This is a genomic window from Cyclobacterium xiamenense (genome assembly GCF_042140265.1).
Lineage (GTDB): Bacteria > Bacteroidota > Bacteroidia > Cytophagales > Cyclobacteriaceae > Cyclobacterium > Cyclobacterium xiamenense_A.
In genome coordinates this window covers 3,131,977-3,145,930 of the sequence record NZ_CP159481.1, presented here as the reverse complement: position 1 = coordinate 3,145,930, position 13,954 = coordinate 3,131,977, and the positions used below count along the sequence as shown (strand labels likewise).

13 protein-coding genes are annotated in these 13,954 nt (G+C 48.9%); 1 reads left to right on the top strand and 12 read right to left on the bottom strand.

Annotation, left to right across the window (positions count from 1 at the left end; translation table 11 throughout):
• Positions 1-86 precede the first annotated feature (86 nt).
• The 4 genes from ABWH99_RS12980 to ABWH99_RS12965 form a co-directional block, all read right to left on the bottom strand.
• Positions 87-602 (bottom strand): hypothetical protein, encoded by a 516-nt coding sequence (locus ABWH99_RS12980; protein WP_375582279.1) that lies wholly within the window; start codon positions 600-602, stop codon positions 87-89.
• A 120-nt stretch (positions 603-722) separates the two neighbouring features.
• Complete coding sequence (gene rpe / locus ABWH99_RS12975) at positions 723-1,376, bottom strand: ribulose-phosphate 3-epimerase (protein ID WP_375582278.1); 654 nt, start codon at positions 1,374-1,376, stop codon at positions 723-725.
• 80 nt (positions 1,377-1,456) lie between these two features.
• On the bottom strand, positions 1,457-3,082 hold the full coding sequence (locus ABWH99_RS12970; RefSeq protein WP_375582277.1) for a S8 family peptidase: 1,626 nt from the start codon (positions 3,080-3,082) through the stop codon (positions 1,457-1,459).
• On the bottom strand, positions 3,069-3,620 hold the full coding sequence (locus tag ABWH99_RS12965; protein WP_375582276.1) for a hypothetical protein: 552 nt from the start codon (positions 3,618-3,620) through the stop codon (positions 3,069-3,071). The genes ABWH99_RS12970 and ABWH99_RS12965 overlap by 14 nt, the downstream gene beginning before the upstream one ends.
• A 189-nt stretch (positions 3,621-3,809) precedes the next feature.
• Here ABWH99_RS12965 and ABWH99_RS12960 point away from each other — a divergent pair, with 189 nt between their 5' ends.
• Positions 3,810-4,439 (top strand): phosphoribosylanthranilate isomerase, encoded by a 630-nt coding sequence (locus ABWH99_RS12960; RefSeq protein ID WP_375582275.1) that lies wholly within the window; start codon positions 3,810-3,812, stop codon positions 4,437-4,439.
• Here ABWH99_RS12960 and trmB read toward each other — a convergent pair.
• From trmB to ABWH99_RS12920, 8 genes are all read right to left on the bottom strand, one after another.
• Positions 4,436-5,101 carry a tRNA (guanosine(46)-N7)-methyltransferase TrmB gene (gene trmB / locus ABWH99_RS12955; protein WP_375582274.1) on the bottom strand — a complete coding sequence of 222 codons (666 nt, stop codon included), beginning with the start codon at positions 5,099-5,101 and terminating at the stop codon, positions 4,436-4,438. The genes ABWH99_RS12960 and trmB overlap by 4 nt on opposite strands.
• A 1-nt stretch (position 5,102) precedes the next feature.
• The gene (locus ABWH99_RS12950) at positions 5,103-6,404 is read right to left on the bottom strand and encodes a bifunctional folylpolyglutamate synthase/dihydrofolate synthase (RefSeq protein WP_375582273.1); all 1,302 of its coding nucleotides are present in this window, start codon (positions 6,402-6,404) and stop codon (positions 5,103-5,105) included.
• 9 nt (positions 6,405-6,413) lie between these two features.
• Complete coding sequence (locus ABWH99_RS12945) at positions 6,414-7,373, bottom strand: energy transducer TonB (RefSeq protein ID WP_375582272.1); 960 nt, start codon at positions 7,371-7,373, stop codon at positions 6,414-6,416.
• A gap of 3 nt (positions 7,374-7,376) precedes the next feature.
• Positions 7,377-7,769 carry an ExbD/TolR family protein gene (locus ABWH99_RS12940; protein WP_375582271.1) on the bottom strand — a complete coding sequence of 131 codons (393 nt, stop codon included), beginning with the start codon at positions 7,767-7,769 and terminating at the stop codon, positions 7,377-7,379.
• A 1-nt stretch (position 7,770) separates the two neighbouring features.
• A complete protein-coding gene (locus ABWH99_RS12935) occupies positions 7,771-8,472 on the bottom strand; it encodes a MotA/TolQ/ExbB proton channel family protein (protein ID WP_375582270.1) in 702 nt (233 codons plus the stop codon).
• 1 nt (position 8,473) lies between these two features.
• On the bottom strand, positions 8,474-9,163 hold the full coding sequence (locus tag ABWH99_RS12930; RefSeq protein WP_375582269.1) for an SPOR domain-containing protein: 690 nt from the start codon (positions 9,161-9,163) through the stop codon (positions 8,474-8,476).
• A 97-nt stretch (positions 9,164-9,260) separates the two neighbouring features.
• Positions 9,261-10,940, bottom strand: a complete 1,680-nt coding sequence (locus ABWH99_RS12925) for a TonB-dependent receptor (RefSeq protein ID WP_375582268.1) — start codon at positions 10,938-10,940, stop codon at positions 9,261-9,263.
• Complete coding sequence (locus tag ABWH99_RS12920; RefSeq protein WP_375582267.1) at positions 10,937-13,948, bottom strand: tetratricopeptide repeat protein; 3,012 nt, start codon at positions 13,946-13,948, stop codon at positions 10,937-10,939. Before ABWH99_RS12920 ends, ABWH99_RS12925 begins: the two co-directional genes overlap by 4 nt.
• Between the last annotated feature and the right edge of the window lie 6 nt (positions 13,949-13,954).

The following is a 13,954-nucleotide window of genomic DNA, read 5'->3' as shown; positions in this document are numbered from 1 at the left end:
CATATCGCCTTTTTTTGTTATAACGCAAAAAACAAAAAAACCCTCACAAAAAGAGAGGGTTTTTTTTCCTGTTTTGGTTGAAATTATCACTCGCTGGCGTCGGCTTCGGCCTCCTCGGAGTCTACGCTGCGCTTTTCTTTCAATTCAGCGATCAACGTATCGACTTTTTCTTTGATTTCAGGGTTTTCCTTGATAGCCTTATTTACTTTGTTATAGGTTGCTACGCCTAGCACCTCGTCGTTCTTGATAAGACCGATTTTCAAATCCCTAACTTCGTTACTCAGCGAGCCCATGAATTCCATGATCTCTTCGTAAGCTCCTTTTTCCTCGTCGGTAATCTCGATTTCCGCCATTTTTTCTTCATCGTCCCAGGCGTCTTTAATTTCATTGTACCGGGCAGCACCATCGATGATCTCGTTGTCCTTGATCATGGAAACCAACTCTTCGTTTTTTTGCTCGTAGAAAGCCATGACAGAATCCTCCATCGCTGCAAATTTTGCCAATTCTTCATCGGTGATTTCCTCAGCTGCTTCGTCCTGTGCCTGTGACTGAAATCCGATCAGTCCAACCAATAAGAAAGCCAATACAAATACTTTTTTCATAATTCCTATTTCAGTTTTTTTAACGCTTTATACCTACGAATTAAATCAGAATCAACTTATTTCACAAGCTAAATCGTAAAAAATACGCCATTTTTTATGTGAACCGAGTTATTATAGAATTTAACCAATATTTTTTAGTCTTTTAATAGTTTCTTTTGGATTTTTTGAAGAAAATACAAAATTGCCCGCGACCAGAATCAGGGCGCCTACGTCAAATAATTTTTTAGCATTTTCCATGCTTACCCCTCCATCGATCTCGATTTTGGCATGAGCGCCGGTCTCCACAATCAATTTTTTTAGCTTTTCAACTTTTGCATAGGTATTTTCTATAAAGGATTGACCGCCAAAGCCCGGATTGACAGACATCAGCAAAACAATATCCACGTCCCGGATAATATCTTCGAGCTGGGAAACAGGTGTGTGGGGATTTAACGCCACTCCCGCCCTACATCCCAATCCCTTGATCGTCTGTATTGTTCGGTGCAAATGAGGGCAGGCTTCAATGTGCACCGTAATATGCGCGGCACCTGCCTTCTGAAACGCTCCCAGGTACTGATCCGGATTGACGATCATCAAATGCACGTCCAGGGGTTTTTTCGCATGTTTACGAATCGCTTCGACTACCGGCAATCCCATGGAAATATTCGGCACAAAAACGCCGTCCATGATATCGACGTGGATCAAATCCGACTCGGAATCGTTTATCATTTCGATCTCGGCTTGCAAGTTGGCAAAATCTGCAGCGAGCACGGATGGGGCGATCAGGGGCATCATGGTAGGGAACGGGAAAGGTTTGAAATTGAAAATAACAGGTACAAATCATTGCAAAAAAAAGAAAAATTATTTTCTTTTCCTTACTTCTTCCACAACTTCATGCGGGCCGCCTGAGAAGTATCCTCTATCTCAAGCCAATAGATTCCCGGAATCAGTGTACCCATGTCCACCCGGTAGGGATCCCGGAGAAAGGCCCGGTCCAAAGAAAGTGAACTGATCATTTTTCCCTGCAAGTCGTAAAGAGTCAATTGACAGGAATTTTCCTGCCCAAACTCCACGAACAGCTCCTTATCGTCCAATGGATTGGGATAAATCCGAGAGGACTGTTCGACCAGGATTCCTTCTCCCCTACTGTTCAGTGCCCGCAGGTAATTCGGTACCCCATAACCCAATTCAAAATCAGGATTTGCCGCTTGCGAGCCGCTTTGAATCAGGCGATCTTTGAGCTCTGCCCGCGTCCACATGGGATTGGCTTGCCAGAGTCCAGCCGCTAACGCAGCAATCTGTGGCGCCGAGAAAGAAGTGCCGCTGGAAAAACTAGTGCCTTCCACCTGTCTCCAAAGTGTTACCCCCGATCCAAAGGCCACCAATTCCGGCTTGATGCGCCCATCGCTGCTCGGACCAATGGAACTAAAGCCCGCCTTGGTAAAACGATTGTTGATCGCACCTACCGCCAAAATTCCACGCGCATCGGCAGGAACCGTAATGGTCTGCCAGCTGATGTTTCCCTCGTTTCCCGAACTGCTAACGACCAAAATTCCTTTATTGGCTGCGATCCCAGCTCCGATTGAAATGACTGCTGTCTCACCGTCGAGATCTTCCCGGCTGTAATTCATATCGGGATCGTCAAAATAGTTGTACCCAAGGGAGCTATTTATAATGTCGACTCCAAGGCTATCGGCAAATTCCGCGGCCCTTACCCAATTGAATTCCTCTATCCGAAATTCGGAATCTACGTCCTCGGTAATGCAGAGAATGTACTCCGCTGCATAGGCCCCACCTATCAATTGACTGGGATCAAACGATGCCAACAAAGAAAGCGCCCCGGTACCGTGCGTATCCGCGCGGAATACATGGGAGGATCCGGGAAGTACAAAGTCCCTTGTCGCCAGAATCCGGTTTTCGTTAAAAAGATGCTGTAGTCCACCGATTGCATCTGCATTTAAAAATCCTGCATCAAACACAGCAATTTTGATACCTTCGCCGTTGAATCCATCCGCATGCATTTCCGGGATACCCAGGATGTGGTTTTGAAAATCAAAAGTTGTTCCGGTGCGGATCGCTGCAGCTGCCGGCTCCTTCGCATCGTAGCCTTGGGTACCATTTTCGGCATTCCTTTTTCCTCCCCGGGCGGCATATTCCACTTTGGAAACAAAGGGGAAGGAAGCGATTTTCGCGACCGCCGCGGAGTCCGCCCGGACCAGGGATGCATTTAGCCACCTGGAATGGTAAAGAATTTCGTCTACTTCCTCGGCAATAAGCGCAATGTACTTCTCAGAAACGGGAATGTCTGTGCTGTCCAGGCCGATTTTCTCCCGTTCCCTGCGCTCCAAAGATGCCTTGCTCAACAATTCCAGGGGCCTGTTCAGGCTGTACTGATCCGTTGGCTTGTAGGTGTAATGGATGGCATACCGATCCTGTCCCATCAAGGGTCTGCCGCAGCAGAGCAGAAAACAAACAAGCGCAAACAAACTACTCTTTCCCATGCCGAATCAGTCTTAAATGAGTAAAACGTCCTTCCTGAATGATTTGTTGTCCCAAACAATCGTTTCGGGAACAGTAGCGAAATACCTCATGGTAACTTTCTACCATCCCTACGTCTTCGGCATATACCTCGTATCGGTTGTCTCGCAGCGTAATCAGGTCGTCTTCCTCGCTTTGCCGAACGGTCATGGTCTCCGGAAAATAATTGTTTTCAATCAAAAGATCCCCGATCCGCTCGACAAAAAAGAATTTGGCGGGCAGCGAATTATACGTGTTTCCATCCCAGCTCGTTTCCCGGTCCGCCGGATATACCAGAATGATTTCCACCAGGTTGTTGTCCTGCCGGATCACCCTGCCCCCGGAAAAAGTAAGCGTATAGGTCCTTTCTTCGGACCAGGTATTCCGATTCGTCGAACGTTGCCTGCGAACCCAAAATACGACGTCGTTTTCCACATTAAGGGATTGGTCGGTGATTTGATCCCTATAGAAATACGTGTCGGCCTCAAAATCATTTTCTCCAAAATAACGAGTATTTTCCACGCGGTACTCCCAAAAATTTCCCACGGATAAGGGCAAATACGTAGACCTAATTGCTGAAGGATCTTCTCGCACCACCTCACAACCTATCATAAAAATCAGGAATGGGAGAAAACAATACCTTTTATCCAAACCATTCATTCTCTATCTTTGAAATCCGTTCAAATTACACATTTAATACGCTAAATTGAAATGGCTTTAAAAACTTTTGTAAAGATAAGCAATGTAAACAATTTAAGCGACGCCAGGTACTGTTCGGGGATGTACGTAAACCTGATGGGGTTTTCCCTGGAGGAGCACTCCGAACACTACGTGTCACCGGTTGAATTCAAGGAGATCACCGATTGGCTGTCGGGTCTGGAATACGTCGCCGAGTTTTCACTCACGCACCCCGACCAAATCTTGCAGACACTGACTACCTACGAAGGCTTCACCTGGATACAGGTGGAAGAAAAGCACCACCTCCAACTCCTGGAAAACAGCGGTTACGGGCTAATTTATCGCTTTACCTTGCGTTCAAAATCCGACTGGGAGGAGATCCTGTCCTTTTCCAGAAGTCTGGGGGAACAACAGATCGTACTTAACCTGGAATCCGACACCAACCAGGAACTTCAGCAAGAGGAAATAGATTCGCTCCGTGCGCTGGCCAAAAACTGCGAGGTACTGCTTGGTTTTGGCTTTGATTCCGAGACTATCGGCGAACTGTTGGACGCTACCGGGGTAAAAGGTATCAGCATGAAGGGAGGGCACGAAATCCGGCCGGGAATCAAGGATTTTGACGAACTGGCGGATATATTGGAGGCACTTGAACTGGAAGATTAATCGTTAACAAAGAAGAACTCCAGGTATTTGATGGTTTCTCCTTTGTCCATGAATAATTTTTCGTACCGTGTCCGGATACCGTAATGCTCGTCCTTCCATTTGGACGCGTAGAAATCCCGGGTGATTCGCTCCACGTGAATATCGGGGCGGCGGGAAAATAATTCCTCTGTATAATCAAAAAGACCCGTATTGTCGGTCTTGAAATGAATGTGGCCTCTGGGATGCATGATTTGCTTGTATAGCTGTAAAAAACGGGGGGAAGTCAGGCGCTTTTTTTCGTCCCGGTCTTTTGGGCGGGGGTCGGGAAAGGTGATCCACAACTCATCCACTTCTCCGGGCGCAAAGGATTCTTCCAGACGTTCGATCTGGGTTCGCAAAAAGGCAACGTTTTTCAGGCCTTCCTCTGTGGCCTGAGCGCTCCCCTTCCAGATTCGGGAGCCCTTGATGTCCACACCGATAAAATTCTTATCCGGATACCGTCTGCCGAGACCCACCGTAAACTCTCCCCTACCGCATGCCAATTCCACAACCAGCGGATGCTCGTTTTTAAAAAATCGTTGCTTCCAATTGCCCTGAATGGTCTCAAAAATTTCCTTTCCCGGTTGTACCACATTCGGATTGGCTTCGTTTTGTACAAAGCGTTCCAGTTTCTTTCTGCCCATGTTATAGTCCGTTGATTTCTGCGACGACAAATGTACTGCCTCCGACGAAGATCAGATCATCCGGGCGGGCATTTTTTTTAGCAAATTCCAGCGCTTCGTTGACATCCGCGATAACGATTCCGACCAGTCCCTGTGCCAACGCTTTTTGCTGCAGATCATGGGCTGGCATGGACCTCGGTTGATCTGCCTGGCAGAAAACATAGCTTGCATCGCTGGGGAGCAGTGCCAGAATTTCATCCACATCCTTGTCTGCAACCATCCCGAGAACCAGCGTCAATTTGCGGTAAGTCAGAGAGGCGAGCTGATCCAGTATTGCCCGCAATCCATCGATGTTGTGTCCCGTATCGCAGATAACCCTTGGATGCGTATGCAAAATCTGCCAACGGCCTTTCAAACCGGTATTCGCCTGTATGTTGGCCAGACCGGTGCGTATGTCTTCTTCCCGAATACGAAGGCCCATTCCTTTAAGCCGATCCAGGGCCAGCAGGATCGCAGGAAGATTTCGTGCCTGGTAGTCGCCCAGCAAGTCCATGGATAATTCCCAGGTTTTCCCATTGGCTTCCCGAACTTCAAATACCGCCCGAAGCGGTAGCTGCCCCGTCGCCATGCCTTTCGGAAGTACGGTCATGCGCTCATCTGCAAAAAGGAGGGTCGCCTTTTTTTGTGCCGCTACCTGCCGAAATACCGGTGCCGTTTCCGCTTGGGTTTGGCCAATCACCACCGGTACACCTTCTTTGATAATGCCTGCCTTTTCTCCGGCAATTTTATCCAGACTATCCCCCAGAAACTGAACGTGATCCATCCCGATATTGGTAATCAGGCTGAGCAAAGGTGTCACCACATTGGTACTATCCAACCTTCCTCCCATCCCCGTCTCGATGACTGCATAGTCCACGGCCTCCCGAGCGAAGTAATCAAAGGCCATGGCTACGGTCATTTCAAAAAAACTGGGTTTCAGCCCTTCCAAAAAATCCCGGTGTAGTTGCACAAAGCGACATACTTCCGCTTCGGGAATCTCCGTCCCGTTGATTTTGATCCGTTCCCGGAAAGATTTTAAATGGGGTGAGGTGTACAATCCGGTTTTGTAGCCGGCCGTTTGGAGTACCGAGGCCAAGGCATGGGCGGTACTCCCTTTTCCGTTGGTGCCGGCTATGTGAATGCACCGAAGGGCCTGCTGGGGATTTCCCAGCCGCTCGCAAAGCTTGAGCGTATTGCTCAGATCTTTTTTAAAAGCGGATGCACCTATGCGTTGAAACATGGGCAAAGCCTGATACAAGAAGTCAAGGGATTCCTGATAGGTCATGGAGGAGTATTAATCGACCCGAATGATAAAGGTAATTCGACCGGTGGAATAATCGGCGGTAGGATTGTCGCTCTGCCGTTTAAACGAAAGACCGGTGACGACGGTGCGGTAATAATTCAATACCTCATTGCTGACGTTGTATTCGAGCGGAATGGCCTGAACGATGCGTCCGTTGTCGTTTACCGTTATCCGAAAGACGATGCGCCCATTTCGGTTGGATATCCTGTCTTGAATCTGTGGCCGGGACGCAAAATCCCAACCTGCCAAATCCAGGTTATAGCCCGATCCGTCTCCGGTATTCCCGCTTCCGGATTGCAAAATGGATCTGCCATCCACGGTACCCTGTGGATTGCCTTCGTTACCCGGTTGGCCAGAACTCCCTTGATTTTCACCCGAGGATGGCCTGTTGGAACTGCCGGTAGTGCCCCCCGCGCCAAATATTGCCCGCTGATCCACGGTCGGTTGCTTTTCTTCGACTTTTTCGGGCGTAGGTTTTGCTTCTACAGGTGCCTCTGTTTCGAGTGTTTCCGCGGGCGTTTCAGGGGTTTCCTTTGGCCGCTCGGCGGCGGGCCGGGGCTGTGTGTCCGCCCTCACCGGGCTGGGTATGTTCGATTGAATTTCCTGCTGTGGTTCGCTCGGACTGGGTTGTGCCGGCGATGGACTGGACTCGGTAGGACTGACCGGTACGGTATTTTCCGTGGGTTGAGAAGAGGGGTCACCCGGCGCCGGCGCCTCTTCCGACACCTCGCTGGCATTTGTCGCGGCAGTGGTGGCCTGTTCGTTGTCCATGCCCGTATCGGAAAAGCCCAAATTCAATTCCAAACCAAACTGCGACATCGGAGGCACGGGTTGCTTCCAAACGACGATAAAGTATAATCCGATCAGCAACAGCACGTTGAGAAAAAACGTGATCAGGACCGCCTTTTTCTTATTGTCCTGGGTTTCCTTTTGGTCTTCCCAAATTTCCATTCGTTACTTGTAGGGTTTTGTTGCAATGGTCACGTTGGCTTCCAACGAGGCGGCTATCCCTCCCACTTCGACCAAGTGCTCCACGGGTACCTCTTTGTCGATGTGCAATACCACGTACCCTTGCTTGTTCTTCAATAACGAAGTTAGTTCGTTTTTAATTTCACTTCTATTCACCTGCCGGTCGTTAACGGCATATTTCAGGTCCTTGGTAATGCTCACGGTAACCTCCTGCATCACAATGTCGGAGGTTTCACTGGAGGGTAAATTGACAGGCAAGCCCGACGGTGTAATGAAGGAGGAGGTAAGCATGAAGAAGATCAGCAACAAAAAAATAATGTCCGTCATGGACGACATGCTGAACGCTGCTTCTATTTTATTTTTTGACTGGAGCCCCATATTATTTCTTATCCTGAAGTAGATCAATAAACTCGATGGTGGTGTACTCCATGTTGTGGATCAATTTGGAAACCTGTGTGACCAGGTAATTGTACCCCAGATACGCCACGATCCCCACTACGAGTCCGGTGGCCGTAGTAATCATTGCCTCATATATCCCCGTGGAAAGGAGTTTTGGAGAAACCATTCCTTCTTCCTGTGCCACACCGATGAATGCCCGAATCATACCGGCTACTGTACCCAGAAAGCCTATCATCGGTGCCGCACCTGAGACGGTAGCTAGCAGTCCCAGGTTCTTTTCCAATTTGTAAATTTCAATCTTTCCCACGTTTTCTATGGCCACTTCGATATTTTTTAGGGGGCTGCCGATTCGTTCCAGGCCTTTGGCGACCATGTGTGCAACCGGCGTCTCCTCTCCCTGGCAAATCAGCTTTGCCTGCTCGATGTTGCCGCTCTGAACCATCATTTTGACCTGATCGATCATTCCTTTTGGGGTTTTGGAGGCTTTTTTCAGCGTGATTATCCGCTCAATGAAAATAAAAATGGCCAGAATAAAGAGCAGGTACAGCGGAATCATCATGTAGCCCCCCTTTACCAATAGCTCCAAAAGACCAATGTCCGAAGAAGCGGATCCCTCTAAGAGGGCAAGTGAATCTACGGCCTGTTGGCCGTCTGTAGTAGACAAGGTTTGTGCTAGGATCATATTAGTATTTCAAAACCCATAAGTTTTCAGTATATGCTTCTTGAGAATCCTCCCGGGCCTCGAGTGCCAGGTCGACGTTTTCGTACTGCCCCACTGCCAGGCGGTAAAAAGGAATGTTGCCGTACGGATGAATCAAAAACGTTTGCAGTCCTTCTTTATTGAGTTTTGCTGAATAATCTCTCGCCAAATCGTCGTCTATAAAACTTCCCACGACCAGAAAGTATCGAGGCGAGGTTCCCCGGCCATCAATTTCTGTAAGCCCGGGTTGATCATCTGCTTCTTTCGTGACCGGTATTTCCTCTTTCGGCTCCGACGGGGCCACCGCAGCCGGGCTTTCCTCTACCGGTGTCTCCATTGCCAGGGGTGGTTCTGCTGGTTTTTCATCGGAAAAATCACCCAAATTACCCCAATAGTAGGCTCCAAATCCAATAAGTAGAATCAACAGTATAATCCAGACAAAGACCCCATTGCCGGATCGACTTTTCTTTTTTTCCGCTGGTTTGTTTTTCTTGCCCCGGGAATCGGTGGCCACTTTGGGTTTTCCGGAAGGCGATTTTTTTCCCGCCACCGGGGCTACCGGGGGTTTCCCGGCAGGTGCGGGTTCCAGCGGGTTGATGGAAACCGGAGGCAAGCCAAAGTCTTCGTCGTTATCTGCTTGGCTGTTTTGATCCTTAGAGGTATTTTCAGACATGTCAAAAAAGATTGTTTAGATTTGCTAAGCTAAAGCAAAACCATCAAATCGGCAATAATGGCTCCATATTTCCCTACCGAAGGCGCTGCTAAATCCTCTAAAACTTAAAACCTATTCCACCGAGTACCTGTATGGCACGTACGGGATAGTAGTTAAACCGCTCGTAGCGTTGATTTAATAGGTTATTCCCCTTGATAAAGGCAGAAAAACGACTTGTGAACGCATAATCGACGTGCAGGTGCAAGTCCAACAGGGCATCCAGTCGTCGCTCGGTATCCGACGCCAGGTTGATGGCCCGAATCCCTCCCATGGCATGCAGGTTGGCATGGATCGTCCACTTCTTATCCGGAGTGAACGAATTATTGATATGGACCTCCCACTCCGGTCGGTGCCAGGCCGATGCAATTTCATCCAGCGTGTATTGAAAGTAATGCAGGGAGGCATCAAGCCGGTAAGTGTTGTCGTATGTATAGTTTATGGTCCCATGGTATTCCAATACCTTGGTATTGTTATCGTAAATAAGCTGAAACCTCGTGCTGTCCATGGCGTTGTTTCCAAAAAAATGGAGGTTGGTAAAATCCCCATACGTAAAGCCCAGCCGATAATTCACCAGGTCATTGACCTTGCCGGATATCCCTGCATCCACTTGAAAATTCTGAATGGCGTTCCGAAGCTGTTCGGAGGGGCCCAGAAACGGATTCTCCTGCACGAAGTCGTAATAGGTAGTTCGGTTGACATCACCGGCATATTTCCCGTACACACCAAACTCCGGTAGCAGGTGGTATGACAGAAAGACGGTAGGAAACACATAAAATTCCTTTAATTTATTCGGAACAATATCGTTTTCGTAAATCACATTTGCCCCGACCTTTACCTGCAAGCCCTGGCGAATGTATTGCGCGTAGGGATGCAATTTGAAATAATTTCTGGTAATGGATTCGTAGTTGACATCACTTGGGGAGGTAAAGGCCAACAGGGATTCAATTCCCCCGTTTAGGTTTTCGTTGGCACGAAAACCTGCCCTGGCCTTCACCAGCGCTTCGGTTTCCTGGGCTTCGTACCGATCGTCAAACAAGCGCAGCGAAAGGCTAGCTCCATAGTTGAACGGCTCTGTGCGTTCGATCCTCCGGATACCCACCTGGGTCCGAATGGTATGAAAAACCTGTCGGATGGTATCTGCAAGTACCTGCGTTTCGGGTTGGGGCGTGTAGCCATAGAAATGGTAGGAATCCCTTTCGTAACCAAACTTCCCGTAAATTTCCACGATATCCTTGAACATACTCCCATTTAATCGAACGCCGGTATGGGTTTCTGCCGAGTTTTCCCCATCCACCGGGCCGGTATAATACCCCTGATGCTTCAGGTGGAGTCCGTAGGAAACATCCGGATCCGCCTGGGGAAAAAGATCCAGTTGTACCAAAGGTGCGGAGTAGTTTCCGAATCCAAGTTTGGCATGACCCATGGTCTGATAGGTTTCAGGCCGAGGAAATTCTTTTTGAAAGGCCTGAGTTTCCAGGGCGACGGGTGCAAGAGGAAGGAAATAGTTGGTGACATCGTAGGCATAATTTGTTGTAGTCGACACGGGAGGTAACGCAGGACTTTTTTCAAAAACCCGTGACTGCCTGGGAAGTGTCAAAACCCTATCTTTCCGGATAATGAACTCCGTATCCCGAATCTCTCCCCGCTGGGCTTCGGATGCATCCTGGGCTCGAAGGGGCCCGGCAAACATGGCAGCGCAAAAGATACCCGCGATCAATAGCTGTTTCCCCTGATTCATTCTGTGGTGGTTTGGTTGATAGTTTGCAACAATTCTTGGGCTTCCTTTCTCACCTCCGGAATGGAGGAATTCTCAACGATGGATTCCAGCGTTGCCTTCGCCTGAAACGTTTCATCCATGGCAATGTAGTTTTTTGCCAGCAGGACAAACTGCATCCCGTACCATCGTTCGTAAGAAGCAAAAGGCTGCGAATAGCTAAAGATCAGCTCATTCGATGCTTCGTACTGACCCTCCTGATGCTGTATCCAGGCAAGTCGATACAGGGCTTCGGCACCTTGCTCCGAGGTATAGTTTTCGACTAAATTCCGGTACACCGCTACAGCTTCGGCTGATTTTCCATCGGTTTCCAATGATTTTCCTTTGATCAGCAGTGCCCTGGGCACCGCATCTACCGTGATATTACCCAAAGCCACGACCTGATCGGCCCAACGGACGGCCTGTTGGTATTGCCCGGTTTCATAGCTCGCCACCATCAATCCGGAAACAGCCTCGTATTCTTCGGCAACGCTTCGGGCGTTTTCTGCACTGAACTCCAGGTAAGGTATGGATTTGGCATAGTTTTGCCGCTCAAATTCAATGTTGGCAATTTTTTGAAATACCCTGGTTTTCAGGTTACCATCGGCGGTATTTTCCAATTGATAGTAACGATCCAGGGCTTTGTCAATACTGCCTTGCCGGTAATATGCATCTGCCAGGTAATAGCTGGCTTCGGGCGCTTGCCCGGAGTTCGGGTAGTTTCGTAGAAAGTCTTCCAGCGAGCGGATCGCCTCTGCATAGGATTGATTAAACACCAGGCTTTTGGCTGCTTCAAATTCCACGTTCTCCAAATTACTGCTGCTCGGATTGGATTTACGGTATTCTGACAAGTAACTGGAAAACTCCCCTGGCCGCCCTTGCAGCGAGAGACTCTCCTGGAGTCCTACCAAGGCAGTTTCCCCATTGGAGGCGTTGGGGTATTCGTCCAGGATTTTTTTATAGTCCGCGATCGCCTTGTCGTATTCTTTCAGCGAATAGTTGGCCACCGCCCTGCCCTCCAACGCAAACGGTACGAAGGGGCTGTTGGGTTTTAGTTCTATCAGGCTAGTGAAAACCTCTCTCCCCTGCCGGTAATTCAAATCCTCCATAAGGATCTGGGCCTTTTGAAATAGAGCATCTTCCAGGTAGAGGCTGTTCGGATAATTGGCCTGCACCTGGTTCAATAAGCGTATTGCTTCGAGATTTCGATTTTGAAAATTGGCGACGACACCGGCCCGAAACAAGGCGTAGTCACTGAAGGGGCTGTTCTCCTGAATGGCCCGCTGGAAAGTGGCTGCGGCTGCATCAAATTTTTTCTGTACGTAGTAAGTATCTCCCAACCGCAACAGGGCATCGTGGTACTGTTCTTTTTCGCGTTTGTTCCGTAGCTTATCCGTGTAGGCCTTGAACTGTGCTTCTGCCTTTTCGTAACGCTCTTGGTTAAAATATGCATAACCCAGCCCGTAATGCGTCTTGATAAGCGCGGGATCAGAAGCGGGTGGATTCAGGGCGAATACCCGCTCATAGGCCTGAATGGCTGCGTTTGGCTGGTTCGCGGCCGCATTCGCCTCACCTTTCCAAAACTGGGCCAAAACCTGCAAGGATTTGTCCTCCGGATACCGGAGCGACTTGTTCAAAAAATCCAGGGTACCGGCGGGATTATTGTCCCGAAAATAGGCCATCGCCTGATAAAAGGTGACCTTCTGGTAGGCCTCCCGAATACGGGCCGAAGGTTGTTGCATCCCTTCCATGTGTCGGATCGCCCGCAGGTAATTGTTGGTGTTGATTAACGCATCGCTCAGCAGGTCTTCCGCCTGGGAAAACCGCGTTCCCTGCGGGTAATCATTCAGGTACTGATCCAATGCCGTAACGGCTTCTTGAAATTTACCCATCTCCAGGTTTACCTTGGCGTAATTAAACAGGGCTTCTTCCTTTATGTCGGGATTGAAGTCCATTTTATAGGCCGTACTAAAACTGTTGGCGGCAAAAGGTAGATTTTTTAGCTGAATGTAGGCATGCCCTAAAAAATAGCTGGAAACCTGACCGAGCGCGTCGCTTTTGAGTGCTACCTCTTTAAAAAAATCACTTGCAATTTGAAATTGGTTGCTTTCGTAGTGGGCCACGCCTGCTTTGTACTGCTGGTCTCGAGACAAGGTGCCTTTGCCGGCAGCTACAAAGGACTGGTAATGATGGGCCGCTTGTTGGAAGGCCTTATCGTCGTAATAGGCTTCTGCCAGAAGCAAATGCAATTGCTCCCGGTTTTCTACTCCGGTTTTATCGATAATCGGCGCTGCATAGGCAATTACCTGGGGCAGGTCTCCTTGCTGGTAGAACAGGGCTGTCAACATGTAAGGTACCTTCAGGCTAAACTCTCTCGATTTTTCGGCCTCTTTAAAATTGGTCACAGCCGTCTCAAAATCGTTTTGTTGAAACGCACTATAACCCGCATAATAATAGGCACTGGGCAGAAACGGACTTCTGTATCGTTTGGCCTGCTCGAAATACTTTTGGGCCTGCGGATAGTTTTTCAATTGAAAGTAACTGTATCCTGTTTTGAATAACAATTCCGGGTGCCGTTCCTGGCTCAGCGGGATGCCCCGCAGGCGTCCGAAATTCTCAATGGCTTTGCGGTAGTTTTTTGCCGTAAAAAAGTGATTTCCCAGTACCCATGCCGCTTCGTGGGCCAGCGGTTCGTCCGGATAATCCAATACAAAAGCCTCCATTGCAGAGGTACCCTCCGGAAAATCCCCCTTGAGTGAGGAAAGGGCCTGATAGTACTCCAGCTCAATGGCCTTTTCCCGGCTGAGTTCCCGAGCTCTTAGCTGATCGAAAGCCTCCCTGGAAGCGGCAAACTGGTCCTTGTAAAACAAGTTCAAAGCGTCCTGAAGGGCAGGTTCTACCTGTTGTTGGTGCAGTGTAGCCTGCCCGAACGCGACCAACTGTACCCAAAATACCAACTGTACCGCTAGTAATCCTATTCGTTTTCTTTTCATCACCGG